Below are 25,814 nucleotides of genomic sequence, written 5' to 3'. Positions count from 1 at the left end.
TCTCGGGGGCGTGGACTTTCGCTGAAGGGGCGGGCGCGGGCGGCGAACAGGCGCCGATCGCCAGCGCGGCGGCCGTGACGACCGCGGTCGCCAGTGCGGAGATCGCTGCGGTTTTCATGATCACCTTCGTTCGGACGCCCGGGTGGCGCGCCGCCGCGCGGCGCGCCACCACCTGCCGTGGGCCAGAGGTCAGAGGCTGTTGGTACGGCCGGTGCAGCGCGGGTCCTTGCCGCTGCGGTCGAAGACGAAGGTGAAGTCGACGTGGACCTTCGCCCGCCGCGAGACCCCGACGTGGGGGCTCGGCGAGTATCCGCCGGTGCCCGGCCGGACGTTGTCCCCCGACGCCCACCTCCACAGCGTCCTGTCGGCCCGGCCGATCAGGCGCTCCCGGACCCTCAGGGAGACGTTGTTCTTCTTTCTGAGCCCGCCCCCGCCGAGATACCAGTTGAACCGGTTGAAGTAGTCCTTGCTGCCGGAGGTGTAGTAGTACGCCTTGAGGTTGCCGTAGTTACCCCGGTTCGCTCCGCAGCTACCGCTCAGGTAGCCGGCCGACGCGGCGCCGGCCACGGTCGCGCCGGAGGCCCTGGCCGGAGCGGCCGGCGAGGCCTCCGCGGTGGCGGCCATCGCGCCCAGCGACAGCGCGCCGGCCACGACGGCGGTGCTGATCTTCGAGATCGGCTTCATGTCGTTTCCCTCTCTTGTCGTGCGGTGTGAGAGGAAGGTAGGCCGGGGCGTGTTGAGGAGATGTTGAGGATCTGTCAGGTCCGGTGGAGCACGTCGAGCGCCTCGCCCCTGCCCCGGTCGTCGCCGGCTCCGTCGAAGATCTTCAGCGCCTCCTCGGCCAGGTCGCGCGCTCGGCTCGCGGCGCCCTCCGCGAGGTTGACGCGCGCCAGCATCAGCAGCCCGTGCGCGTCGAGCAGCCGGTCACCGAGGCGTACGGCGATGCCCCTCGCCCGCTGCGCCGCCTGCCTGGCGTCGGTGACCAGGCCCTGCGCCAGCCGTACCGCGGTCAGCTCCAGCAGCGCGTCCGCGTGCCGGTGGCGGTCGCCCAGATCAGCCAGGCGCGAGGCCGCGTCCGCGAACCGTTCGGCCGCCTCCGCGAGGCGGCCCGTCCGGTGTGCCACCGAGCCCAGCGCGCTGATCGCCTCCGCGATGTCCTTCGGGTTCTCGGCCACAGCGAGGCACTTGACGAGGCTGCGCTCCGCCTCGTCGAATTTGCCCTGCTCCAGATAGACCTGGCCCAGTCTGCGCCGAGTGCGGGCCACATCCCGCGCGGCGCCCTCGCGCAGGAAGGCCCCCAGCGCCAGCCTGAGCCGATCATGCGCCAGCTCCCACTGCCGTTCGGCGCGGTGCAGGTCGCCCTGGTCGCGCAGGATCAGGGCGACGCCGCGGGCGCTGCCCGCGCGGCGGGCGGCTTCGAGACCGGTTTCGCAGATCCGCCGCCAGTCGTGCAGGAAGCGCTGCCGTTCGAGGAAGGGGGCGAGCAGGTGCGCCAGCCGCCAGCCGCCGTCCCACAGTCCGGCGTCGTGCAGGTCGCCGACAAGGTTCACCAGGAACACCCGCTCGGCGTAGAGCCACTCCACCGACTGCCTGATGTCCGTCGTCGCGGCGGGCGAGGAGGGCGGCTCGCCGGAGACCAGGGTGAATCGCGAGGCCTGAACCCTGGCCATCGCGACCGTCACGAGGTCCGACAGCGCCTCCTGAACGGCCTCGGCGTCCAGCTGTTCCCGCGCGAAGAGCCGGGTGAGGTCGTGCAGCCGGTAACGGACCTGGCCGGCGACATCGATCGTGTGCGTCTCCAGCAGGCCCGCCTCCACCAGCGCCTCCGCATGGTCACCGAGGACCACGGCCACCCAGTCGGCGAAGTCGGGCGCCGACGGCGCGCCGAGGCGGCGCAGCGCGCGTCTGGCCGGCTCGGGAAGGCCGTCGTAGCCGAGGCGGAACACCCCTCGGACGGCCTGGTCACCCACACGCAGCCGGTCGAGCCGCCCGTGTTCGTCCTCCAGCAGGCCCACCAGGTGGTCAACCGTCCAGGCGGGGCGGGCGGCGAGCTGGGACCCGGCGACGCGCAGCGCGATGGGCAGGCCGCCGCACAGACGCACGAGCCGTGCCGTCGCGGGCCGGGCCGCCCGCCCCGGCCCGATGAGCCTGGAGACGAGGTCGCAGGCGTCGTCATCCTCGAGCACGCCGACGGGCACGCGGGTCGCGTCGGTGAGCCCGCCGAGCGTGGAGCGGCTGGTGACGACCGTCGGGCACGACGTCAGCAGCGGCCGGACCTGGCTCTCGTCGGCGGCGTTGTCGAGCAGCACGAGCAGCCGCCGGTTGGCCGCGTACGTGCGGAGCAGACGCTCGCGCCGCTCAAGGGTGGCGGGGACCGCTTGGGCGGGGCAGCCCAGCCAGCGCAGGAAGTCCTCGAGCACCGCGGCGGGAGCGGTCGTCTCACGCAGGTCGGCGTAGAGGATTCCCTCGGGGAAGCGCTCCCTGTGCCGCCACGCGGCGTGTACGGCCAGCGCGGACTTGCCCACGCCTGCCTGGCCGTGCACGACGACCAGGTCGCCGATCACCCGGTCGACCAGATCCCGCCTACCGGTGAAGTCGGCCACGTCGCGCGGCAGGAGCACGGGCGGGCCGGCGGAGACGTGCAGTGAGACGTCGTCGTGGAGCATCCGGTGGTAGAGCAGCTGAAGCTCCGCGTCGGGCTCGATGGCGTGCCCGTCGTCGAGCTCGTCGCGCAGTGCGGAGTAGGCGTTCAGCGCGTCCACGCGGCGGCCACTGCGATAGAGCGCGAGCATGTACTGGCCGCGGAAACCCTGCCAGAGGGGATGCCGCGCGACCAGCCGCCGCAGCTCGGCGAGGACCTCACGGTGGCCGCCCGCGTCGAGTTCGTAGCCGACGCGGCGTTCGAGCGCCAGCAGCCGCAGCTCCTGAAGTTCCTCACGTAGCAGCCCGGTCTCCACCCAGCGCCCGGCGTCGGGGTCGACGTCCTCCAGCACCGGCCCCCGCCACAGGGCGAGCGCCTCCCGGAGATCCTCGCGCGATCCCCGCGCCACGAGCCGCCTGAAGCGGTCGACGTCGAGCTGGTCCTCCTCGATGGCCAGCGTGTAGGTTCCCGACACGGTGGTGATCACGTCTTTGCCGATCAGCCGCCGGAGCTGGCCGACGTACCCCCGTACGAGCGAGTCAGAGCGCTCTCCGTCCTCGCGGGGCCACAGCAGCGCGCGCAACCGCCCGACCGTCAGCGGCCGTCGCGCGTTCAGCACGAACATCGCCAGCAGATCCCTGTGCTTGGGGGCGGTCGGGGTCCGGTCCTCCGCGCCGTCACGCACCTCCAGCGCGCCCATGATGCGAAATTCCATATGAATTTCCTCAATGCGACGGACAGATGATCAATCAGTGCTCAGAATTCCATATTGATGGCTCCTCTCGCCCCTTCTGACCCGCAGCGGCTGGGCCGCTACTGGCTGGCGGGACGGCTGGGCGCCGGCGGGCAGGGAGTGGTCTACGAGGCCTACGGCGAGGGCGGCGAGCGGGTCGCGGTCAAAGTGCCCAGGGTCGACGACCCGGCCTCCCGGTCCCGGCTGGCCGCCGAAGCCGCGGCCGCGCAGCGGGTGGCCTCGTTCTGCACCGCCCGGGTCGTCGAGGCCCGCCTCGACGTGGCCGAGCCCTACATCGTCAGCGAGTTCGTCCCCGGCCCCAACCTGCGCCAGGTGATCGGCGCGACGGGCCCGTACGAGGGGGACGCGCTGCGGCGTCTGGCCGTCGGCGTCGCCACCGCGCTGGCCGCCATCCACCAGGCCGGGGTGGTCCACCGCGACCTTAAACCCGACAACATCATCCTGGGCCCCGACGGGCCGAGAGTGATCGACTTCGGCGTGGCCCGGCAGGTGGGGCCGACCACGACGGGTCCGATCATGGGTACACCCGGCTACATGGCGCCGGAGGTCCTGACGGGTCGCGGCGCCACGGCCGCCGCCGACGTCTGGGCCTGGGCGCTGGTGGTGCTCTTCTCCGCGTCGGGGCGCGACGCCGTACAGAGCCAGGACCCCATGACGGTCATCGGCGGCGTGCTCGGCTTCCGGCCCGATCCGAACGGCCTGGCGGAACCTCTCAGCGGGCTGGTGACCGCGGCGCTCTCACGGGATCCCGCCCTGCGGCCCTCGGCCAAGGACATCCTGTTCGGCCTGCTCGGCGACCTGGACGGCGATGACCTGCTGACCGAGGGCGGCGCCGAGGCCGCCTCGCTGAAGGGGCCGGCGGATCCGGACCTGGGCACGATCGCCGAGGAGCTCTTCGAAGAGCTCTCCGAACGCGAGAGGGCCGTCGCACCCGAGGTCTTCCTGCGGATGGTCGACGGCGACGGGTCGATCAGGCGGGTCTCCCGTTCGGAGCTCCTGGACTGCGACGCCGTCGATGCGCTGCTGGCCCTCTACGGCGCCGCCGGGCTGATCGCCGAAGCGGGCTCCGAAGCGGGCTCCGAAGCGGGCTCCGCCTACACGCTGGCCAGACCCGCCCTGATCCAGGCGTGGCCACGGCTGCGACAGTGGGTGGCCGACAACCGCGAGGGCCTGCCCGTCCACCGGCGGCTGACCGAAGCCGCCCGGTTCTGGGACGGCCACGGCCGTAAGCCCGGCGACCTGCTGCACGGCTCCAACCTCGACAGGACCCTGCGGTGGGCGGCCGCCGAGCGCAGGGACATCACGCTGCTGGAGCTGGAGCGCGAGTTCCTCGACGCCGCGGCGGGACAGTCCAGGAGGCAGTCCAGACGCCGCGGCCTGCTCGCCGCCACGCTCGCCGTCCTGCTGGTGGCCACGCTCGGCGGGCTCGGCCTGGCCGAGTACCGCCGCGGCGTCTCCGACCGGCAACGGGACGAGGCGACGGCCAGATCGCTCGCGCTGCGCGCCGCCGGCCTGCGGGAAAGCGACCCCAGGGCCGCGATGCTGCTGAGCGTGGCGGCCTGGCGGCTGGCTCCCTTACTGCCCGAGCCGCGCGGAGCGCTCTACGAGTCGCTGTCCCAGCTCACGGTCGATTCCTTCACCGACCCGCACGCGAGCCCCGACACGGTCTACGCCCTCACCCGCGACGGTCGCGCGCTCGCAGCCGTCCTCGACGGCCGGGTGCGTCTCTGGGACGTGCGGGAACATCGCCAGACCCGCGCCTTCTCCGGCGTGGGCACGACGATCAGGAAGGCCGCGCTCAGCCCCGACGGCAGGACGCTCGCCCTACAGGACGATCGGAACGTGCGGTTGTGGGACGTCACCACGGGCAGACCCGTCGGCGGCGGATTCGCGGCGGGGGTCGAGGAGCTCCAGCCGGGGGAGATGGCCTTCGACCGCACCGGGCGGCTGCTGGCCGTACCCGAAGGCGACTACGCGGCCCGATGGTGGGACGTGACCGGCCGCACACGGCTCCGCGCGGGATCGGGGGCGCCCCTGGACGCCGTGAACGCCGACCGCAGCCTCGGCCTGGTGTCCACCACGGGCGGAGGCAGGGCCGAGCTGTGGGACCTGCGCAAGGGCACGCGCGTCCCCGCAACCTGGCTGCCTTTGAAACACCGTCTCGACGACGTCGAGTTCGGCGAGGACGGCCGCACCCTCGCGTCCGTCGTGAACGGTCCGTCGGAGAGAAAGGTGCAGGTAAGGCGCCTACCCTCGGGCGACCTCGTGACGGACTACCTCGCTGGAACCACCGGAAGGCGGATCGCGTCCAGCGCCCGGTTCATGGCGCACTGGAGCCTGCTCGGAGAGCTGGTCGTGCACCGGAACAGCGACAAGCACATCGTCATGGAGCGACGGCTGCCCGAGGAGCCGGACCCCCTCCGCATCGACGAAGCCGACCGGGTGCTGCGCGTGGCGACGGCAGGAGGGAGGATCCACACGCTCGACATCTCACCGATGTTCGACAGTCCAGTGGCCGCGGGGGTGTCGTCCTACGGCGGCGCGCTCCTGGGACCGGGAGGGCGGATCCTCGCGATCGGCACAGATGACGAGGCGCGGCTGTGGGACGTCCGTGACGCCCGGCAGGTCGGAGCGGCCCTCGCCGGGCGGGCCAACGTGTTCGCCTTCAGCCCCGACGGCGGGCGCGTGGCCATCGGCGACAGAACGGGCAGGCGGGTGCGGGTCGTCGACATGAGCTCGGGCAGGCCGCTCACCGCCTTCGAGGTCGCGACCAGGCGGGCCACAGGCGTCGACGGCCTGGTGTTCAGCCCGGACGGCGGCACGCTGGCGGTCGCGGTCAGCGGGCGGGACGGCATCCTCCCCCTGGAACTGCGGAACCTGAAGACCGGTGTGGTCACCCGTACCGACGTGGCCGACGGCGGCTCCATGGCCTTCCGCCCCGACGGCGGGCTCCTCGTGGCCGGCCACGTCCCCGAACTCATCGACCCGGCCGACGGCTCCCGGCGCCCGCGGCCGGAGGGCCTCGGCAGCCTCTCGGACCCCTACGTCTTCCGCCCCGACGGCGGGCTCGTAGCCTTCAGCGGCTCCGGCCGGATCTCCCTGTGGAACCCCGCTCTCACGTCCGCCGTCGGGGACCTTCCCGCCGTGGGCGAAAGCACCTTCCTCGCCTGGTCGCCCGACGGGCGCACGCTCGCCTCGTACGAGTCCGGTGACCGGATCCGGCTGTGGGACGTGCCGAGCAGGCAACTCCTCGGCGTCGTGTTCGACGGCCTGGCAGAGCCCGGCTTCTCAAGGAGCGCCTCGATGGCGTTCAGCGCGGACGGCGGGACGCTGTACAGCGTGACAGGGGAGGGCGTCGTGCGACGGCACCTCCTCGACGAGGGGCGGGTCGCGGCGGCCGTCTGCGCCAGAGCGGGCCGGACCATGACCCCACAGGAATGGCAGCTGCACCTCCCCGAGATCCAGCGCTTCGAGGTGTGCGGATGACGTGCTGAGACGCCTGTCTTCCCGCGCGCCTTCCGTGACGCGGGCACGACGGGGGAGGGGCTGTCCGTCCGGTCTCCGAGGGGGCCGGCGGTCGCCGGGGCGGGCCCGCGCCCGTTCCGCCCGCGCGTGAGGCGGTGGCGCGGGTTCCGGGTGGAGCGGCGAAACAAATCGGAAGCCAAGGGTTGACGGCCCATGTCAGCGGGCGTAACTTCCCGAATTAAATAAGAAGGTTTCTTGTTTGTTGCTTCCTTGACGGGCGGCTTTGACCGTTTCCGAGGAAGGTCGCGCATCCGTACGGATCACCGGGGGACCCCACGCCTCATTTGCTCCTCTAGAGAGGAAACACAATGTCCCGTCTCCGTTCGTGGAGAGCAGTCGCCGTGGCGGTCGTCTACGCGGCCGCCACGGTGGGCATGGCCACGGTCGGCACGCCGGTCGCGCATGCCGCGGCGTCGCTGTCCGCCAAGTTCACCGCCGCCGACCGCGGCACGTGGTGGCAGGGCGGTTACGAGGTGAGGAACGCCGGCGACACCGCCGCCACCACCTGGACCCTCGAATTCGACCTCAACTCCGGCCAGTCCATCGGCAACTGGTGGAACGGCACGCCGACCGTGAGCGGCGGTCACGTGACCGTGCGGCCGTCGAGCACCAACGCCAACGTGCCCGCGGGCGGCACCACCGGCGGCAACAGCTTCGGGTTCGTCGGGACGGGGCCGAGCACCCCGCCCGCCAACTGCAAGATCAACGGTAACCCCTGCGAGGGCGGGCCCCCGCCGGACAGCCCGCCGACCGCGCCGGGCAGGCCCGTCGCGACCCCGGACACCACCAGCGTGGCGCTGACCTGGACCGCCTCCACCGACGACAAGCAGGTCGCCGGGTACGACGTCTACCAGGGCGGCGCCAAGGTCAGGTCGGTCACGACCAACGCGGCCACGGTGGACGGCCTCGCGGCCGACACCGAGTACACCTTCACCGTCAAGGCGAGGGACAGCGCGAACCAGGAGTCGGCGTCCTCCCCGGCGACGACCGTGCGCACGCTCAAGGACCCGACCCCGGACACCGAGGCGCCGACCGTGCCGGGCACGCCGGCCGCCACCGGCAAGTCGGCCACCGGAGTGACGCTGCGGTGGGACGCGTCGACCGACAACCGGGCCGTCACCTCCTACGAGGTGTACAACGGCGACACGCTCGCCACCACGGTGACCGGGACCCCGCCGGGCGCCACCACGACGGTCGGCGGCCTCGCCGAGGACACCGAGTACACCTTCAAGGTCCGCGCCGGGGACGGAGCGGGCAACCGGTCGGCCTTCTCCGGAACGGTCACCGTACGGACCGACAAGCAACCCGCCGACCAGTCGGCCTGCCGTCCCGACGGGCTCTACCGGTCGCCCGGCGTGACCGGGGTCCCCTACTGCTCCGTCTACGACACCGACGGACGCGAGAAGATGGGCGCCGACCACCCGCGCCGGGTGATCGGATACTTCACGAGCTGGCGGACCGGCAGGAACGGCGCTCCCGCCTACCTGGCGGGCGACATCCCGTGGGACAAGATCACCCACATCAACTACGCCTTCGCGCACATCGACGGCCAGGGCAAGGTCTCCGTCGGCACCCCGGGACCGGACAACCCCGCCCTCGGCATGCAGTGGCCGGGCGTCGCCGGAGCCGAGATGGACCCGTCGTACGCGTACAAGGGCCACTTCAACCTGCTCAACAAGTTCAAGAAGCAGCACCCCGGCGTCAAGACGATCCTGTCGATCGGCGGCTGGGCCGAGACCGGCGGCTACCTCGACGACAACGGAGTCCGGCAGGCCACCGGCGGCTTCTACACGATGGCGAGCTCGCAGGCGGGCATCAACACCTTCGCCGACTCGGCCGTGAAGTTCATCAAGGACTACGGCTTCGACGGCGTGGACATCGACTACGAGTACGCGACGTCCGCCCCGAGCGCCGGCAACCCGGACGACTTCGCCTTCTCCAACCCGCGCCGCGCCACGCTGATGGCCGGCTACGTCAACCTGATGAGGACGCTGCGCCAGAAGCTGGACGCCGCCGCCGCGGCCGACGGCAAGTACTACCTGCTGACCGCCGCCACCAGCGCGTCCGGCTGGATCCTGCGCGGCAGCGAGAGCTACCAGGTCACCCCGTACCTCGACTACGCCAACATGATGACCTACGACCTGCACGGGGCGTGGAACCAGTTCGTCGGCCCGCTGCAGGCGCTGTACGACGACGGCACCGACGCCGAGATGAAGCACTGGAACGTGTACGGCACCTACAGCGGCATCGGCTACCTGAACGGTGACTGGGCCTACCACCACCTGCGCGGCGCCATCCAGTCCGGCCGGATCAACCTGGGCCTCGGCTACTACAGCCGCGGCTGGAAGGGCGTCACCGGCGGCGCCGACGGGCTCTGGGGGACCTCGGCGCTGCCCAACCAGAACGACTGCCCGGAGGGCACCGGAGGCAAGATCGGCTCCACGGTGCCGTGCGGCGACGGCGCGATCGGCATCGACAACCTCTGGCACGACCTGGACAGAACAGGCAAGGAGGTGCCGGCGGGCGTCAACCCGGTCTGGCACCTCAAGAACCTGCAGGAGGGCAGGCAGGGCAGCTACATCACCCAGTACGGGCTCACCCCCGACACCGACCCGGCCGACCGCGTCTCCGGAACCTACACCCGCAAGTACTCCTCTTCCATGGTCGCCCCCTGGCTGTGGAACAACGACAAGAAGGTCTACCTGTCCACCGAGGACGACCAGTCCGTCCAGGCCAAGGCCGACTACGTGGTCGGCAAGGGCCTCGGCGGCATCATGATCTGGGAGCTGGCCGGCGACTACGCCTACCACCCCGAGCGTGACGGCGGCAGGGGCGAGTACTTCATCGGCGACACGCTCACCACGAAGATCTACAACACCCTCAAGGCGGCCGGGCCGTACGGGAACCTGAAGGCCGGCACCAGGACGATGCCCGCCCAGACCCTGAACGTCCAGGCCGAGCTGTACGGCTTCGCGGTCGGAGACGCCAACTATCCGATCTCGCCCAAGCTCAAGTTCACCAACAACTCCACGACCGCCATCCCCGGCGGCGCCACGATCGAGTTCGACTACGGCACCTCCGCGCCGGCGACCATGACCCAGCAGACCGGCTGGACGCTCTCCACCGTGTCCACCGGCCATACCGGGCCGAACACCGGCGGCCTGAAGGGTGACTTCCACCGGGTCCGCCTGACGGTCCCGACCTGGGAGAGCATCGCCCCCGGGCAGTCCAAGGAGGTCCAGCTCCGCTACGACCTGCCCATCGCCAACCCGTCCAACTTCACCGTGACGTTCGGCGGCCAGTCCTACCGGATGGCCTTCGACAACCCGCGCTGACCACCCCGCGGCGCGTCCGGCTCCATGCCCGCGCTCCCGGGGGGCTCCGGCCCCGCGACGGCGGCCTCGACGCCGGCTTCGGCCCCCTGCCCCCTGCCGGGCACGCCCGGGTGACGGCGGCCGGCGGCCGCCGTACGGCCGCCGCGGGCCGGGGCGTTCACCCGCCGTTGCGGGCCGAGCCCCTGAGGTCCTCCAGGAGTTCGGCCTGCCCCGAGAGCACGCCTGTGAGGATCGACCGGGCCGTGGTCAGCAGCTCGGCGATGTCGGGACTGGCGAGCGAGTAGTAGACGCTGGAGCCCTCCTTGCGGGAGACCACCAGGTTGGCCCGCCGCAACACAGCGAGCTGCTGCGACAGATGCGCCGGCTCGATGCCCACCTCGGGAAGCATCTCGGCGACCGAGTGCTCCCGCTCGCTGAGCAACTCCATCACCCGGATACGCGACGGATGCCCGAGTGTCTTGAAGAACTCGGCCTTCAGCTGGTACAGCGGCCTGCTCACCGCGGCATTCTACCCGCGCCGAGCCGTCTGCCCCGCCCGTCCCGAGCCGGCACCGGAGCGCGGCCGCCGGCTCGGGACGGTGGCCGTGTGCGGGCCCGGCAGGTGTCGCACCCGCCGATTCCGGCTGTCCTCCGGTCACCGTAGAGTGAGCGGGGCCGTATGGCCCTCTGCTACGGAGGGGTCGCGATATCCATGGATGACGAGCTGACACTGATGGCCGTTCACGCCCATCCCGACGACGAGGTGCTCGGGACGGGCGGCCTCTTCGCCCGGTGCGCCGACGAGGGCATCCGCACCGTCCTGGTCACCTGCACGAACGGTGAGCAGGGTGACGGTCCCGGCGGGGTGAAACCGGGGGAGCCGGGCCACGACGAGGACGCGGTGAGCGCGCAGCGGCTGGAGGAGCTCCGCGAGTCCGTGGCACACCTCGGGATCGACCACCTGGAGCTGCTCGGCTACCGCGACTCCGGCATGGTCGGCTGGGCGGCCAACGAGGCGCCGGAGGCCTTCGCCAACGTCCCCGTCGACCAGGCCGCCGGGCGGCTCGCCGCGTTGATGGAGCGCTACCGGCCGCAGGTCGTCGTCACCTATGACGAGAACGGCGGCTACGGCCACCCCGACCACATCCAGGCGCACCGGATCACCCTCGCCGCGGTCGAGGCCTGCGGCGTCCCCAGCAAGCTCTACTACACCGCGGTGCCCCGCGAGCGGGTCGCCGAGCTGTTCGCCTACCTCCGCTCGACCGGCGCCGCCCCCGAGGACCTGGAGCTCCCCCCGGACTTCGGCACCCCGGACGAGCAGATCACCGCCGTGGTCGACGTGTCCCCTCACGTCGAGCGCAAGCTCAAGGCGCTGGAGGCGCACGCGAGCCAGGGGGAGAACATCTTCCTGCTGCGCATGCCCGCCGAAGCGCAGCACCGGGCGCTCGCCCACGAGGCCTTCACCCGCCACCTCAGCCGCGTCCCCGCCGCCGACCGCGAGGACGACCTCTTCGACGGGCTGCGCCGGGACGCCGGATGACAGAGGCGGCCCGGTCATGAGCCGCCCGGCCGGGTCTCCCGAGAGAACCGGGCCGGGCGGCGACGGTCCGGGCCGCCGGCCGCCCGCCTCATGGGAAGGGCCGCGATGAGCCATCCTGGTCTCGAAGACGATCTGATCTATCTCGACTACAACGCCACCACCCCGGTCGACCCGCGAGTGGCCGAGGCCGCCTGGCCGTACGTGACCACGTTCTTCGGCAACCCTTCCAACTCCTACAGGTACGCCGAGGAGCCGCGCCGCGCCCTGGAGGAGGCGCGCCGCCGGCTGGCCGGCCTCATCGGGAGTCGGCCCGGGGAGATCGTCCTCACCGGCGGCGGTTCCGAATCCGACACCCTGGCCATCCGCGGGATCGCCCTGGCAGGCGGCGGCGACCACGTGATAACCCAGCGGACCGAGCACCCCGCGGTGTTGCGGACGTGCCTGAGCCTGGAGCGACTGCACGGTGTTCAGGTCACCTACCTGCCCGTCGACAAGCACGGACTGGTCGATCCGGCGGCTCTGGAGGCGGCGATCACGCCGCGGACGTCGCTTGTCTCGATCATGACGGCCAACAGCGAGACGGGGGTGCTGCAGCCGATCGCCGAGCTCGCCGGGATCGCCCACCGCCGCGGTGCCCTGTTCCACACCGACGCGGCCCAGGCGGTCGGCAAGATCCCACTGAACGTGGACGAGCTGGAGGTCGACCTTCTCACGGTGGCGGGGCACAAGCTGTACGCGCCCAAGGGGGTCGGCGCTCTCTACGTGCGCGAAGGCGTCGTCCTTGAGCCCGTCATCCACGGGGGAGGGCAGGAACACGGGCTGCGGGCCGGAACCGAGAACGTCGCCTACGCCGTCGCGCTGGGCGTCGCCGCGGAGCTGGCCTCCGCCGAGCTGGCGTACGGTCCCGATCGCCTCCGGATCCTGCGTGACCTGTTGCACCGGCGGCTGGACGAGCGGCTGCCGGAGAGGGTCCGCCTCAACGGTCACCCCGCCCGGAGGCTGCCCGGCACGCTCAACATCAGCGTCTCGGGTGTCGGCGGAGCGGACCTGATCGCCGCCACTCCAGGCGTCGCCGCCGCCACCGGATCGGCCTGCCACGCAGGCAGCCGGGAGCCGTCTCCCGTCCTGCGGGCGATGGGCCTGGGACGGGAGCGAGGGCTCTCCGCGGTGCGGCTCTCACTCGGCCGCTGGACCACCGAGGACGAGATCGAGACGGCCGCCCGCCTGCTCTCGGACTCCGCGCACCGGCTGTCTCGCCCGTAGCCGGGCGGCGTATGCCCCTCCGCCGCTAGTGTGCGAGGGGTGTATGTGAAGATCTGCGGGCTGCGCGAGCCCGAGCACGTGACGGCCGCCGTCGAGGCGGGCGCCGACGCGATCGGCTACGTCCTCACCAGGAGCCCCCGGCGGGTCACCCCCGCGCGGGCGCGGGAGCTGGCCGCGGCGGTGCCCCCGCACGTGCTGACCGTGGCGGTGTTCGCCGGCGAGAGCACCGAGGAGGTCCGGGCGGCCACCCTGGAGGCCGGGGTGCGCGCCGTCCAGCTGCACGGCGACCACCCGCACGGGGACTTCACCGCGTTGAAGGACCTCGGCGTCACGCTGGTCCGCGCCGGAGCCGCGGGCGCCGACCTGCGCTGCGGCGCCTTCGACGAGGACCTGCTCATCGTCGACGCGCCCAGACCCGGCTCGGGGGAGCCGTGGGACTGGGCGGCGGTGCGAGGGCGCCCGGCGGGCCGCTGGATGCTGGCGGGAGGCCTGGACCCGTCGAACGTGGCCGAGGCGATCACCGCCGCCCGGCCGTGGGGGGTCGACGTGTCGAGCGGCGTGGAGGTCGCTCCCGGGGTGAAGGACACCGGGCTCATCAGGGACTTCGTCGCCGCCGCGCGCCTCGGTGACGCCGTGCCTTGAGCCGTGTAGAGACCCGGCCGACCTGCTCGGAGCCGCCGTCCATGGTCGCCCACAGGGCGCCGACGGGAGCGTATCCCGCCGCCCTGTTTCCCTTGACGTTCCACGTCCCAGCCCCGCGCCTTCCGCTCGGCGCGCACCCGCACCGCCCACGCGGGAAACGCGCCGCTCGCGGTCATCGCCATCACTTGGATCGGCGACAGGCCCCGGAGGCGGATGGCCGGTGGGATGTGCTGTCGACAAACACAGAATGCATTATAAAATTGGAGTCGACTCCATACTTGGAGTTGAGTTAATCTTCTGGCCATGACCGAAGGGCTGCGAGAACGGAAGAAGCGGCAGACGCGGGAGCGCATCTCCCGGGTGGCCACCGGCCTGTTCGTGGAGCGGGGCTTCGAGCACGTCACGATCGCCGAGGTCGCCGCGGCGGCGGAGGTGTCCGTGAACACCGTCTACAACTACTTCGCGACCAAGGAGGACCTCGTCCTGCCGCCGGAGGAGGCGTCGCCGCAGCGGCTCGCCGATATCGTGCGGGGCCGGTCTCCCGGCGAGCCCGCCGTACAGGCCGTGCTGGCCCGTCTACGTGACGAGGTACGGCGTCGCGACCGCAAGGTTGGGCTGACCGAGGGGTTCGGCCGGGTTCTGGAGATGATGCGGGCCGCACCCACGCTCACCGCCCGGCTGGGCGACCTCGGCGGGCAGATGACCGACGCGTTCGCCGACGCGCTCGCCGAGGAGACCGGGGCGGCGCCGGACGACCCGCTTCCCCGCGTGGTGGCCTGGCATCTCGGCTGCGTGCACTCGCTGGTGTACACCGAGATCGGCAGGCGCACCGCGGCGGGGGAGCGCCCCGACGTGATCGCCGAGGCGGTGCTGGATCTCCTCGACGTCGTCGAGAGCCTGCTCGGCGAACGCGTCCTCACCTATGCCGTACGAAAGGACCAGCCGTGTTCAGAGTGATCATCTCCGGCAAGTTCGACGCGCTGACCGACTCCGGACGCGACGCGATCCTCGCGGCGGATGGCATCGCGTTCACCGAGGCGGGCACGTTCACCCACGACGGGAGCCTCTCGGCCTTCACCTTCCGCTGCCAGCTCCCCGCGGGCCCCGGCGAGGGCGAGAACGAGGCCACGGGACGGGCGATCGCGGCACTGGACGCCTACGGCCAGCGGTACCGGATCCTCCGCACCGCGGTGACGGACATGCGCGACATCAAGATCCGTCGAAAGGGCCGGGGGTGACGACCCCTGCGAGGCAGTCCCAGCACCGCCGACCGCCGACCGCCGATCACAGGCATGCTCTTCCGCGCGGCACACTATGACACCGACTGGTAGCCGCTGGCCTGCAGGGTGAACAGTCTCGCGTACTCTCCCGCCGCCGCCATGAGCGCCTGGTGCGTCCCGCTTTCGATGATCTTCCCTTCGGACAGGACCACGACGAGGTCGGCGTCCCTGACGGCGCTCAGGCGGTGGGAGATGAGCAGGCTCGTCCTGCCCTCTCTGTGCCCGCGGAGGTCGTGGTGGATGGCGTGTTCGGCCTCGGCGTCGAGGCCCGAGCTCGGTTCGTCGAGGATGAGCAGATCGCGGTCGTTCCTGACGAAGGCGCGGGCCAGCGCGAGGCGCTGCCACTGGCCGCCCGACAGCACCACCCCTTGGGCGTCCTGGTCCGGGCCGCCGAGGTTGTCGAAGAAACGCCTGCTGAGCAGGGTGTCGTAGCCTCGGGGCAGCGCCGAGAGCAGCTCGTGGACCCCGGCACGGGCGGCGGCGGCCTCGATACGGGCGTCCTGGCCGAGCGTGTCGAGGTCGCCCACCGCGATGTTCTCGGCGGCGGTGAAGTCGTAGGCGACGAAGTCCTGGAACACCGCGGCCAGCCGGACCCGCAGTTCGGCGGGGTCGGCGTCACGCAGGTCCACGCCGTCCCAGAGCACCGCGCCGCGCTGCGGGTCGTAGAACCGGCACAGGAGCTTGACCAGGGTGGACTTGCCCGCACCGTTCAGGCCGACCAGCGCCACGGACCTCCCGTACGGAATGAAGAGGTCGACGCCCCGCAACACCCAAGGGTGCTCGTCGCTGTAGCGGAACCAGACGTCGCGCAGCTCCACGCCAGCGCGGAGCGGGGGCAGGGGCAGGGGCGTCGGCCGTACGGGCAGGTCGGGCTCCGCCCGCAGCAGGTCCAGGTAGTGGCCGAAGATGAGCAGGGCCTGGTGCAGCCGCGAGAACTGGGCCACCCCGCTGGACAGCGAGGTCTGCACCCCGGCCACGGCGGCGACGAACACCGCCACGTCGCCGACGGTCAACCGGCCCCCTGCCGCGGCGACCACCGCCCACACCAGCCCGGCGCAGCCGATCGCCGCGCCGAGCAGGGCGAGCAGGCCGTGCCCTCTCAGCGCCCTGCGATCAAGGGCCCGCTCCGACTCGTGCACCGCGCGGACCTCGGTCAGCAACCGTCCCCGCAGGAACGACCCGAGCCCGAACAGCCGCACCTCCTTCGCCGACGCCACCTCGGTGAGGAGCTCGGCATAGAAGATCTGCCTGCGCATCGCGGGGCTGACCCTCCAGTCGAACCGTACGCGGCGGCGGCTGAGCGACAGCTGTACGGCCAGCGAAGGCAGGACGGAGAGCAGCACCAGGCCGGTCATCACCGGACTCAGCACGATCAGCGTGCCGACGAAGCCGCAGACGGTGACGAGGCCCTGCGCCAGGCCCAGCGACGGCGAGATGATCTGGCTCGACGCGCCGCCGCCCGCCTGCTCGGCGAGCCGGAGGCGGTCCCTGAAGTGCGGATCCTCGAAAGGCGCCAGCCCCACGAACCTGTTGACCGCCCCGAGCAGCCGGTCCCTTGCCGCCAGGTCGATCCCGCGCCTGAGCTGGCCCTCCACGTACTGCGACAGGTGCGGCAGCAGGGCGCCGGCGAGCCCGACCACGCCCAGCGCCACGGCGGGCGCGAGCACGTCGGCGATCCCTGAGCGGCCCGTCGCGAGCGTGTCGAGGATCAGCTTGGTCAGCCAGGCGACGGCCACCGGCAGCACTCCGGCGCCGATGACCACGACCACCGAGGCGAGCACCGCGACCGGTCCTGTCTCCCACGCGAGCCGCCACGCCGCACCTGCCCGCCGTACCAGCTCGCCGCCCGCCGCCCGCTCCCCCGGGCCGGGACTCACGCGGTGACCGGGACGCCGAGCCCGAGCACGGTCACCGCGCCCGACCTGACCCGGCCGTCCTCGCCCACCAGGTAGAAGGAAGGGAAGGCGCTGACGGAGAACGCCGTGACCATGGGGCCGTTGAACGGCTCGGCCACCACGGTCGCCGCGGATCGCATGGTCTGGATGTAGGAGTCGCCGCCGGGGCCCGACACCACGGCCAGGACCCGCGACCTGTCGTAACCGGCGTCCTGGGCCAGCCTGAGGAAGTGCGGCACCTGCTCGGGGCAGGCCTTGCACTCGGTGTCGAAGAATCCGATCAGCGCCGGACGCCGGGGGACGCCTTCACCGTCAATGCCGGTCGCCACGACCTCGGGGATCCTCGACCCCCTGGTGAGCAGTTCCGGGCCGCCGGTCCGCTGGTCGGCCAGCTTCGCGGAGTGCTCACGCAGGCGGCGGATCATCGCGAAGGTGAGCACCAGGTTGAGGGCGCACACGACGCCGACGAGGACCACAGCGGCGATGAGGAACGGCATCAGGCTTCCTGCCTTTCTGGTGGGGCGGTCATGACATCGGCTTCAGGACGTCGGCCAGGTCGTCGAAGAACACCAGCACGGACGCCAGGGTCGCGGCGGCGGCGAGGCTGAGCACCACACCCGCCAGATCGGGGGCGGTGCCACCGGCGTGCACGGCCCAGCCGAGCACCGCGACGGCGGCCGCGAGCGCGTTACGCACGACCTGTGCGAATCCGAGCGGCGTGGCGGTGACCCCGAAACACCGGCACGTCCCCGACGTGCCACGGCGGAGCGCCAGCCAGACGGCCACGGTGAAGGCGGCCAGCAGCCCGGCCCCGAGCGCGTACCCGGCGGACACGCTCATCGGTACGGCCAGCAGCACGACGACGCCCGCCTCCGCGATCACGACGGCCACCGCGACCGGGGTGGGGGGAAGGCCTGGCGCCAGATCGGGCACCGAGGCACGGAAGGCGGCCCACCCGGCGAGCTTGCCGACGAACGCGGCCAGGAACACCAGCCCGGTCGTGAACCGGCAGATCAGATCCACATACTCCATGGCGCACCTCTCCTCCGTACCGATGGCCGCCCATGGCCGGCGGTGTCATCCGGCCATGGGCGGGTTACCGGACGAGTGCGTCAGCAGCACTCGTAGCAGACGACCGTCGTCGAGCAGTCGGGCTGCCTGCAGGTGTACGCGGTGTGGTCGAGCCAGTGGTAGCACCAGCAGGTGACGGTGCACGCGCTGGCGTCCGCCGTGGTGGAGGGGAGCAGGCTGTTGAGCATCCTGTCTCCGAGTGCCTTCAGTGAGCGGGTCATGCGACCTCCCAGATGTGGGCAGTACCACGCTCAGGATCACGATCTTCAAAGCGGGTCGCAATCTATTCGGCCACCCACCGAAATGCGACAAATCAGACAGAAGATTCGAGTAGCCGGTGTCCCAGAGCGGTGAGCACGTGCCGCACCGCGCGCCCCTCCCGGTACGTGACCACCAGCCCGGCCAGCCGCAGCGCCGTCATGTGCTCGGACACCGTGGACGCGCTGACCGCAAGCGACTGGGCGAGCTCTCCCGTCGCCCGCCCCGCGCCGATGGACCGCAGCACCCGCGCCCGCGCATGACCCACCACCCTGGCCAGCGCGTCCACCGGGGCCGTCCCCCGAGCCATCGGCTCCGACCGCTCATCGGCCACAGGGTAGGCCAGCACCGGCCGCCGCGCGTCAGGGCTGAAGGCGACCGCCACGAACCGCTGGCTCGCCGACAGCAGCGGCGACAGCGCCAGCCCCCTGGCGCCCAGCACGACCTCGGGGGCGTGTACGCCCGAGGTGTCGATGTGCAGGGTCGAGTCCCCCCACCGCAACCGCGGGCTCAGCTTCGGCAGCGCGTGCCCGAGCCCGTGCAGGCAGACCGCCTCGGCCCTGCTGGCCAGATGCGTCTCGAGCTGCCGCCGGATCCCGGCCCACTCGGGCGCGATGCAGCTCGTGTAGAACGCCCGCACCGCGTCGGCGACCTCCCGCAGTCCGGACACGTTCCCGCGCAGATAGGCCGCGTCGCACCTGCCCGGCCTCGCCGGGTCGCTCAGGCCCACGTCGCCGAGCTGCCCCGGATACGCGAAGCCGTACGGCTCCGCGGGCTGCTCCGCGCCGCCCAGATTCGCCAGCGCTTCCAGCTCGTCGCCGAGGGTGGGCCGGGTGCTCTCCATCAGGGGCGCGCTCATCCACACGAACCCGGTGTCCGCCGTGGTCCCGGCGTCGACCCGCTCCAGGAAGGCCGCCGCGCGTGGCGGCACGCGCTGGGCCAGGTCCCGCCAGAACGACCCGGTGGCCGCGTAGCCGGGGTTACGCAGACAGAGCGCGGCGAACAGCGTGTGATGCAACGGAGAGATCGTGAACGTGGTCCTGGCCAGCCCCGCGGCCGTGAAGACCAAGCGCACGCCTCACCTCCAGCTGCCCTACCCCGCTGTCAGGCTCCGTCCGATAACTCGGATTATGGGGATGTCAGGACATGCTTGAAAGGGGTCGCAACATCACACCCAAGACCCTGTCGAAAGGGACATATCCCCATACCCTCGAATCAGAGCTGTGGACGCCGTCGCCAAGGACCACGAGCTGCCCCGGCGGGACCACGGTCCCGGCGGGCAGCCCCTGCTGGTCCACGACCTCCTCGGGCACCGGGTCACCCGGCATCGCGGCGATCCGCTTGACCAGCCAGTCGGCCGCCGCCGGGTCGGGCAACGGCCCCGTACCCCACTGCCCCTCCAGGCCGATCGGCTCGAGAACGACGATCTGACCCCGGCGCAGCCGTTCGGCGGGAGCCCGCCGCAACAGCACCCGGTCACCCGGCTGGAGAGTGGGCACCATGCTGGTTCCCCGCACCCGCACGACGACCAGCCGCCGCCTGGCCACGAGAAGCGCGGAGGCGGCGAGCGGCACCACCAGGAGGAGCAGGCGTCTGTGAAGACGGGATCGCATGGCGCGAGCCTACGACACCGTCAAGGGCAGAGGTGAGAATCGTCGTAGTCGCCGAGCCTCCCACCGGCAGCCGGGGAGTCCCACGGCTCCCGGCCGACGCCGCCCCGGACTCTCGGGTCGGCGCGGGCGTCGCGCAGCGGATCCGGGCTGATCCTCGTGAGGTCCCAGGTGACCGCGTCCCAGGCGGAGGTCCCGGCCGTCGCGGTGCGGCCACCAGCGCCTGCCCCCACAGGCCGCGGTCAGTTTCGATCCCCACCACGACTTCGGCGTCATAGGGCGGACGCCAGGTCCCGCCCGCGGGTGTGCGCCGCGGTCTTCCAGCCACCGGGACCGCGGGCTATCGTGGACGCCGCGCGGAGATCTCCGCGATCTTTCAGATTTTCTGAAAGGTCCCCTGCAGAACTCCTCGATGGACGCGCGCTCTCGCCCGCCAACAGACTCCCTTCCTGAGATCCAAGCAGCGGACCCGATCGATCGGGACCGCCTCACAGGAAGCGCGATCTATGGCGAATCGATCCCGGAGAGTGGTGCCCGCAGGGCTCGCACTCGTCCTGGCCCTCGTGACGGCGGGCTGCAACGCGAACTCGCAGTCCACCGAGCCGACGAAGGACAAGAACACGACGGCGCTCAAGTCCGCGCCCCGGGGCGGGACCCTGCACTACCTCTCGCGGCGCGCGACCGAGTCCTTCGAGACCGCCAACGCACAGATGGTGCCGACCAGCCGGCTGCGGTGGGTGCACCGCGGGCTGACGTCGTGGCGGACGCTCCCGGACAAGGACACGATCCTCGTGCCGGACCTCGCCACCGACACCGGTACGACGGACGACGGCGGCAAGACGTGGACCTTCACGCTGCAGGAGGGCTTAAAGTTCTCCAACGGCAGCCCGATCACCGCGCAGGACGTGAAGTACGGCATCGAGCGGTCGTTCGCGCCGATGTTCCAGGGTGGCCTCGGCTACCACAAGACGCTGCTGGTCGGCGCCACCGACTACGACGGCCCGTACGACGGCAAGGAGCTCGACTCCATCGAGGTCGTCGGCGACCACAAGATCGTCTTCCATCTGACGCGTCCGTTCGGCAACTGGCCGTGGATCGTCAGCATGCCGGCCTTCGCGCCGGTGCCGGCTGCGGCCGACACCGAGCCGGAGACGTACGGCGAGCACCCGGTCGCCAGCGGCCCGTACCAGGTGACGAGCTTCCGCAAGGGCTCGCAGGCGGTGCTGGACCGCAACCCGAACTGGAAGGCCGACACCGACCAGACACGGTTCGCCGGCCCGGACAAGATCGTCCTCGACATGGGCCTGAACAACGACACGATCGTGCAGCGTCTCATCGACGACAAGGGCGAGGACAAGACCGCGATCAGCAACGCGCTCATCTCGCCGTCGCAGTTCCAGCGGATCGAGTCCGACCCGTCGATCTCCGACCGCATGGCCAACAGCCCGTCGGGCTACTTCCGCTACCTCGCCATGAACGTCAAGCGACCGGGCCTCTCCGACGTCCGCGTGCGGCAGGCGATCAACTACGCGGTCAACAAGGCCGAGCTGCAGAGCGTGTACGGCGGCCCGAAGTTCGGCGGCCAGATCACCTCGACCATCATGACGCCCGGCATCCCCGGCTACACCGAGTACAACCTGTACGACGGCGGTGACACCGGCAACGTCGACAAGGCGAAGGAACTGCTCGCCGACGCCGGCGTCTCCGGCCTGAAGCTCACGCTGACCTACCCGACCGACGTGAGTGCGATCGAGGAGAAGGAAGCCCAGAGCATCAAGAACTCGCTGGCGCGGGTCGGCGTCAAGGTCGAGCTCAAGGGCCTCGACGGCAACACCTGGTCCGAGCTCGTCTCGTCCGCCGACGGCGACTACGACATGACGACGAACGGCTGGGGAGCGGACTTCCCGAGCGGCATGAGCACCATCCAGCCGCTGTTCGCGTCGAGCGAGATCGACAACGGCGGCGGCAACGCCTCGAAGTTCTCCAACCCCGAGGTGGACGCCGCAATCGACGCCGCGATCGCGGAGCCGGACCTCGACAAGGCCGCCGAGATGTGGGCCGCGATCGACAAGCAGATCATGGAGGACGCCCCGATCGTGCCGATCCTCGTGCAGCGCACGCAGGCCCTGGCCGGCTCGAAGATCCTGAACTACTTCATCCCCGCCTACCCGCCGTTCGCGAATGAGCTGGTCGTCGGTGTCGATCGCTGAGATCCAGCAGGCGGAGGGCCGGGGTACGCCGGTCCTCGGCCGCCTCCTCCGGAAGCGGTCCGGCGCCGTCGGCCTGGTCATGCTGATCGTGCCGCTCGTCGCGGGGCTCTGCGCCCCGCTGCTCGTTCGGATCGAGGGACAGGACCCGAACACCATGCACACCGACCTGCTCGACCCGGACGGCGGCCGTCCGCTGGGCGCCTTCGGCGGCGTCAGCGCCGACCACTGGCTCGGCGTCGTCCCGGTGACGGGCGTCGACCTGTTCGCCCAGATCGTCTACGGCATCCGCTCGTCGCTGTTCATCGCGTTCGGGGCGAGCATCCTGTCGATCGCCTTCGCCGCCGTCCTCGGTACGGCGATCGGGTACTTCGGCGGCTGGCTCAACGCCGTCGCGGGGCGGGTGATCGACTTCATGTTCGGCTTCCCGGGCCTGATGTTCGTCATCGCGGTCATGGCGATCGTGCCGCCGGAGATGCCGCGGGGCTTGGTCCTCGTGCTGGTGCTGGCCTTCTTCGGCTGGACCGTTCCGGCCCGGATCATCGGCGCCCAGGCCGGCGCCGTCAACGCCCGCGCCTTCGTCGAGGCGGCGCGCGCGACCGGGGCCCCGCCCTGGCAGATCATCCGCCGCGAGATGCTACCGCACCTCTTCGGCCTGGTCGTCGTCCTGTTCGCGATGTCACTGCCCGGCAACGTCAGCGTCGTCGCGGGACTGTCGTTCCTCGGCGTCGGCCTGCGTGGTGACGTCCCCGACCTCGGCAAGCTGCTCTCGGACTCGCTGCCGTGGATCTACAGCGGTGCGGACGTCTGGTACATGATCTTCCCGGGCGCCGTGGTGTTCCTGATCGTATTCGGCGCCACGCTCGCCGGTGACGCGCTCCGCGACGTCCTCGACGTGCGCACGGAGGATGCTGCATGATCGTCTACATCGCCCGCCGCATATTCACCGCGGTGTTCATGCTCCTCGCGATCGCCTTCGTGACGATATCCCTCTTCTTCGGGGCCTCGAAGGACCCGGCCCGCGCCATGTGCGGCAAGCCGTGCCCGCCCGAGACCCGGGCCAAGGTCAGCGCCTACATGCAGACCGACCAGAGCGTGGTGTGGCAGTACACCGAGTTCGTGAAGGGCCTCTTCGTCGGCCGTACGTACGGCGAGGGCGCTCAGCAGGTTCACTGCCACGCACCCTGCTTCGGCTACTCGTTCCCGAACCGCAGCGACGTCACGACGCTCATCGCCGAGCGGCTGCCCGTCACGTTGTCGCTCGCGTTAGGCGCGGCCGTCCTGTGCCTCGTCGTGGGCATCGGCCTCGGCGCGTTGTCGGCGATACGCAAGGGCGGGGCCGTCGACCGGTTCTCGACAGGCTTCGCGATGTTCGGGCTGTCGGTGCCGACCTTCCTCGTCGGCCTGCTCGTCGTCCAGGTCTTCGGCTTCATGCTCAACGCGCTGCCGTACTCCGGCTTCGTGTCGTTCTCGGAGTCACCGACGGACTGGGCCTGGCACCTGATCGGCCCATGGATGGTGCTGTCGTTCATCCTCGCCGCCGGCTACATCCGGGTCACCCGCACCCAGCTCCTCAATGAGCTCTCGGCCGACCACCTTGTCGCGATGACCGCGCGCGGGGCGTCGACCCGGCAGGTGAACCGGCACGCCGTCCGCGGCGTGATGGTGCCGGTCGTGGCGATGTTCGCGCTCGACGTCACCGCGCTCCTGGGCGGGTCGGTGATCGCGGAGAGGGTGTTCAGCCTGCACGGGCTCGGCGACCTGCTGCTGTCCGGCGTGAACGAGTCCGACCTGAGCATCGTCGTCGGGGTGACGCTCTTCTCCGCCTTCCTCATCATCGTCGGCAACCTGATCGCCGACCTGCTGATGCCGCTTCTCGACCCGAGGATCCGCCGTGCCTGACCCCGTACTCCAGGTCGAGGACCTGTGCGTCTCGTTCACCAGCGGCGGCGTCACCGCCGATGTCGTCCGGGACCTCTCCATGAGGCTGGACGGCGGCCGCACGCTCGCCGTGGTCGGCGAGTCGGGGTCGGGCAAGACGATCACCGGCCGGGCGATCATGCGGCTGCTGCCGCGCGGGGCGAGCGCCCGGGGCCGGATCGTCGTCGCCGGCCGGGAGATGCTCTCCGCCGACGAGCGCGAGCTGCGCCGGGCCCGCGGCTCCGACGTGGCCATGGTGTTCCAGGACTCGATGTCCGCGCTCAGCCCGTACCTCGACATCGGCGCGCACATCGCCCAGGCGGTCCGCCTGCACGACCCCTCGGTCACCCGCCGCGCTGCGCGGGCCCGTGCGGTCGAGATGCTCGACCGGGTCGGCATCCCCGGGCCCGCGGACGCCGTGCGCCGCTTCCCGCACGAGTTCTCCGGCGGCATGCGGCAACGCGCGGTGATCGCGATGGCCCTGGTGAACCGGCCGGCGCTCCTCATCGCCGATGAGCCGACCACTGCGCTCGACGTGACGGTGCAGGCGCAGATCCTGGCCCTGCTCCGCGAGCTCCAGCAGGAGTACGGCATGGCGATGCTCCTGATCAGCCACGACTTCGGGGTGGTGGGAAGCGCGGCGGACGACGTCCTCGTGCTGTACGCCGGCCGCCAGGCCGAGTACGGCAGCCTCCGCGACATCTTCGATCATCCCGCCCACCCGTACACCGCCGGTCTCCGCGCGGCCACGCCGCGGCTGGACGCCCGACTCGACACCGGAGGAGAGCGGACCCGGCTCCGCGCCATCCCCGGCGCGCCCACGTCGCTGCGCGACGCCGGACCGGGTTGCGCCTTCGCGCCGCGCTGCGGCCTCGCGGATCAGGTCGGCGAGCGCTGTGTCGTCGAGGCACCGCTGCCCACCGTCCGCCCGACCAGCGAGGGCGGCGGCCTGCACCTTGCGGCCTGCCACCTCGATCGTCTCCCCGCGACGCAGGAGGTCGCCCGGTGAGTGAGCCGATCCTGGAGATGACCGACGTCAGCAAGCGCTACCGCACCGCCGGCGGGTTCGGCCGCGGGCGCAAGGGCTTCCTCGCCGTCGACGGCGTCTCGCTCCACGTCGAGCGGGGCGAGGCGCTCGGCCTGGTCGGCGAGTCCGGCTCGGGCAAGTCCACGCTGGCGCGGATGGCCAACGGCCTGGTGGTGCCGACGTCCGGCACCGTCCGCACGGACGGGCAGGACGTCGCCCGCCTCGGCCGGCGAGGACTGCGGCGGCTGCGGCGCAACGTCGCCATGGTCTTCCAGGACCCGTTGGCGTCGCTGAACCCGCTGCAGACTGTACGGCAGACGCTGGAGAACGTCTTCCGTGCGCACGGCGAGACGACGTCGACCGCCGAGCTGGTCGCGCTGCTGGAGTCGGTCGGCCTCGGCGCCGACTACCTGGGGCGCTACCCGCACGAGGCGTCCGGCGGGCAGCTCCAGCGCGTCGCCGTGGCGCGCGCGCTCGCCCTCAAGCCGGACCTGATCATCGCGGACGAGCCGACCTCGGCGCTCGACGTGTCGGTGCGTGCCCAGATCCTCAACCTGCTGGCCGACCTGCAGCGCGACCAGGGGATCTCGTTCCTCCACGTCAGCCACGACCTGGCGGTGATCCGGCTCTACAGCGACCGCGTCGCCGTCATGCAGCGCGGCCGCATCGTCGAGACCGGCCCGTCCGACGAGATCTTCCGCTCCCCGCAGCACCCCTGCACGCGCGCGCTGGTCGAGGCGACACCGGAGGCGGAGCTGCCGGCCTGACCGGCGGGAGCGTTGCGCGACGCCGACCAGGCGTGTCACGATCATGACCATGACTCACCGAACGACCACCCCGTCGTGAGCTGGCCGGAGGCCGGCGCGA

At 71.4% G+C, this 25,814-nt stretch carries 21 protein-coding genes; 12 read left to right on the top strand and 9 right to left on the bottom strand.

Annotation, left to right across the window (positions count from 1 at the left end):
* Window positions 1-189 precede the first annotated feature (189 nt).
* Together CA984_RS06275 and CA984_RS06270 are read right to left on the bottom strand one after the other, a co-directional pair.
* Window positions 190-684, bottom strand: a complete 495-nt coding sequence (locus CA984_RS06275) for a hypothetical protein (protein WP_086569149.1) — start codon at window positions 682-684, stop codon at window positions 190-192.
* A 74-nt stretch (window positions 685-758) separates the two neighbouring features.
* The gene (locus tag CA984_RS06270) at window positions 759-3,356 is read right to left on the bottom strand and encodes an AfsR/SARP family transcriptional regulator (RefSeq protein WP_086569146.1); all 2,598 of its coding nucleotides are present in this window, start codon (window positions 3,354-3,356) and stop codon (window positions 759-761) included.
* Between the two features lie 57 nt (window positions 3,357-3,413).
* Between CA984_RS06270 and CA984_RS06265 the strand changes: the two genes are divergently transcribed.
* Together CA984_RS06265 and CA984_RS06260 are read left to right on the top strand one after the other, a co-directional pair.
* Complete coding sequence (locus CA984_RS06265) at window positions 3,414-6,881, top strand: WD40 repeat domain-containing serine/threonine protein kinase (protein WP_086569144.1); 3,468 nt, start codon at window positions 3,414-3,416, stop codon at window positions 6,879-6,881.
* A 347-nt stretch (window positions 6,882-7,228) separates the two neighbouring features.
* Window positions 7,229-10,255, top strand: coding sequence for a chitinase C-terminal domain-containing protein (locus CA984_RS06260; protein WP_242675772.1), 3,027 nt, complete (start codon window positions 7,229-7,231; stop codon window positions 10,253-10,255).
* A 157-nt stretch (window positions 10,256-10,412) separates the two neighbouring features.
* Here the strand turns inward: CA984_RS06260 and CA984_RS06255 are convergent, their stop codons facing one another.
* The gene (locus CA984_RS06255; protein ID WP_086569140.1) at window positions 10,413-10,754 is read right to left on the bottom strand and encodes an ArsR/SmtB family transcription factor; all 342 of its coding nucleotides are present in this window, start codon (window positions 10,752-10,754) and stop codon (window positions 10,413-10,415) included.
* 192 nt (window positions 10,755-10,946) lie between these two features.
* Between CA984_RS06255 and CA984_RS06250 the strand changes: the two genes are divergently transcribed.
* The 5 genes from CA984_RS06250 (at window position 10,947) to CA984_RS06230 (ending at window position 14,917) form a co-directional block, all read left to right on the top strand.
* The gene (locus tag CA984_RS06250; protein WP_086569163.1) at window positions 10,947-11,774 is read left to right on the top strand and encodes a PIG-L family deacetylase; all 828 of its coding nucleotides are present in this window, start codon (window positions 10,947-10,949) and stop codon (window positions 11,772-11,774) included.
* Window positions 11,775-11,879: 105 nt separating this feature from the next.
* Window positions 11,880-13,037: a cysteine desulfurase family protein gene (locus CA984_RS06245; RefSeq protein WP_086569138.1), complete on the top strand. Its 1,158-nt coding sequence runs from the start codon at window positions 11,880-11,882 to the stop codon at window positions 13,035-13,037.
* Between the two features lie 39 nt (window positions 13,038-13,076).
* A complete protein-coding gene (locus CA984_RS06240; protein ID WP_086569137.1) occupies window positions 13,077-13,679 on the top strand; it encodes a phosphoribosylanthranilate isomerase in 603 nt (200 codons plus the stop codon).
* Between the two features lie 303 nt (window positions 13,680-13,982).
* Window positions 13,983-14,636, top strand: coding sequence for a TetR/AcrR family transcriptional regulator (locus CA984_RS06235; RefSeq protein ID WP_086569135.1), 654 nt, complete (start codon window positions 13,983-13,985; stop codon window positions 14,634-14,636).
* A complete protein-coding gene (locus CA984_RS06230; protein WP_086569133.1) occupies window positions 14,624-14,917 on the top strand; it encodes a DUF6204 family protein in 294 nt (97 codons plus the stop codon). The genes CA984_RS06235 and CA984_RS06230 overlap by 13 nt, the downstream gene beginning before the upstream one ends.
* Window positions 14,918-14,991: 74 nt before the next feature.
* Here the strand turns inward: CA984_RS06230 and CA984_RS06225 are convergent, their stop codons facing one another.
* The 6 genes from CA984_RS06225 to CA984_RS06200 all read right to left on the bottom strand — a co-directional run bounded on the left by CA984_RS06225 (window position 14,992) and on the right by CA984_RS06200 (window position 19,796).
* Window positions 14,992-16,836: an ABC transporter ATP-binding protein gene (locus CA984_RS06225; RefSeq protein ID WP_086569131.1), complete on the bottom strand. Its 1,845-nt coding sequence runs from the start codon at window positions 16,834-16,836 to the stop codon at window positions 14,992-14,994.
* The gene (locus CA984_RS06220; protein WP_086569128.1) at window positions 16,833-17,351 is read right to left on the bottom strand and encodes a thioredoxin domain-containing protein; all 519 of its coding nucleotides are present in this window, start codon (window positions 17,349-17,351) and stop codon (window positions 16,833-16,835) included. Before CA984_RS06220 ends, CA984_RS06225 begins: the two co-directional genes overlap by 4 nt.
* A gap of 28 nt (window positions 17,352-17,379) precedes the next feature.
* Window positions 17,380-17,886 carry a MauE/DoxX family redox-associated membrane protein gene (locus CA984_RS06215; protein ID WP_086569126.1) on the bottom strand — a complete coding sequence of 169 codons (507 nt, stop codon included), beginning with the start codon at window positions 17,884-17,886 and terminating at the stop codon, window positions 17,380-17,382.
* A gap of 80 nt (window positions 17,887-17,966) precedes the next feature.
* Entirely contained in the window at window positions 17,967-18,146 is a 180-nt protein-coding gene (locus CA984_RS06210; RefSeq protein ID WP_086569123.1) for a hypothetical protein, read from the bottom strand.
* Between the two features lie 92 nt (window positions 18,147-18,238).
* The gene (locus tag CA984_RS48575; protein WP_086569121.1) at window positions 18,239-19,258 is read right to left on the bottom strand and encodes an ArsR/SmtB family transcription factor; all 1,020 of its coding nucleotides are present in this window, start codon (window positions 19,256-19,258) and stop codon (window positions 18,239-18,241) included.
* 64 nt (window positions 19,259-19,322) lie between these two features.
* Window positions 19,323-19,796 carry a S26 family signal peptidase gene (locus CA984_RS06200; RefSeq protein WP_086569119.1) on the bottom strand — a complete coding sequence of 158 codons (474 nt, stop codon included), beginning with the start codon at window positions 19,794-19,796 and terminating at the stop codon, window positions 19,323-19,325.
* Window positions 19,797-20,299: 503 nt separating this feature from the next.
* Here CA984_RS06200 and CA984_RS06190 point away from each other — a divergent pair.
* Genes CA984_RS06190 through CA984_RS06170 form a run of 5 tightly spaced genes read left to right on the top strand, consistent with a single transcriptional unit; the run spans window position 20,300 to window position 25,714 of the window.
* Window positions 20,300-22,003, top strand: a complete 1,704-nt coding sequence (locus CA984_RS06190) for an ABC transporter substrate-binding protein (protein ID WP_086569114.1) — start codon at window positions 20,300-20,302, stop codon at window positions 22,001-22,003.
* Window positions 21,990-22,919: an ABC transporter permease gene (locus CA984_RS06185; protein ID WP_165781122.1), complete on the top strand. Its 930-nt coding sequence runs from the start codon at window positions 21,990-21,992 to the stop codon at window positions 22,917-22,919. The genes CA984_RS06190 and CA984_RS06185 overlap by 14 nt, the downstream gene beginning before the upstream one ends.
* On the top strand, window positions 22,916-23,902 hold the full coding sequence (locus CA984_RS06180) for an ABC transporter permease (protein ID WP_086569110.1): 987 nt from the start codon (window positions 22,916-22,918) through the stop codon (window positions 23,900-23,902). The genes CA984_RS06185 and CA984_RS06180 overlap by 4 nt, the downstream gene beginning before the upstream one ends.
* On the top strand, window positions 23,895-24,929 hold the full coding sequence (locus CA984_RS06175) for an ABC transporter ATP-binding protein (protein WP_242675771.1): 1,035 nt from the start codon (window positions 23,895-23,897) through the stop codon (window positions 24,927-24,929). The genes CA984_RS06180 and CA984_RS06175 overlap by 8 nt, the downstream gene beginning before the upstream one ends.
* Entirely contained in the window at window positions 24,926-25,714 is a 789-nt protein-coding gene (locus CA984_RS06170) for an ATP-binding cassette domain-containing protein (RefSeq protein ID WP_086569108.1), read from the top strand. The genes CA984_RS06175 and CA984_RS06170 overlap by 4 nt, the downstream gene beginning before the upstream one ends.
* Window positions 25,715-25,814: the final 100 nt, after the last annotated feature.

The sequence above is a fragment of the Streptosporangium minutum genome (assembly GCF_002149035.1).
GTDB classification, from domain to species: Bacteria; Actinomycetota; Actinomycetes; order Streptosporangiales; family Streptosporangiaceae; genus Streptosporangium; species Streptosporangium minutum.
This window is presented reverse-complemented; position numbering and strand designations above follow the sequence as displayed.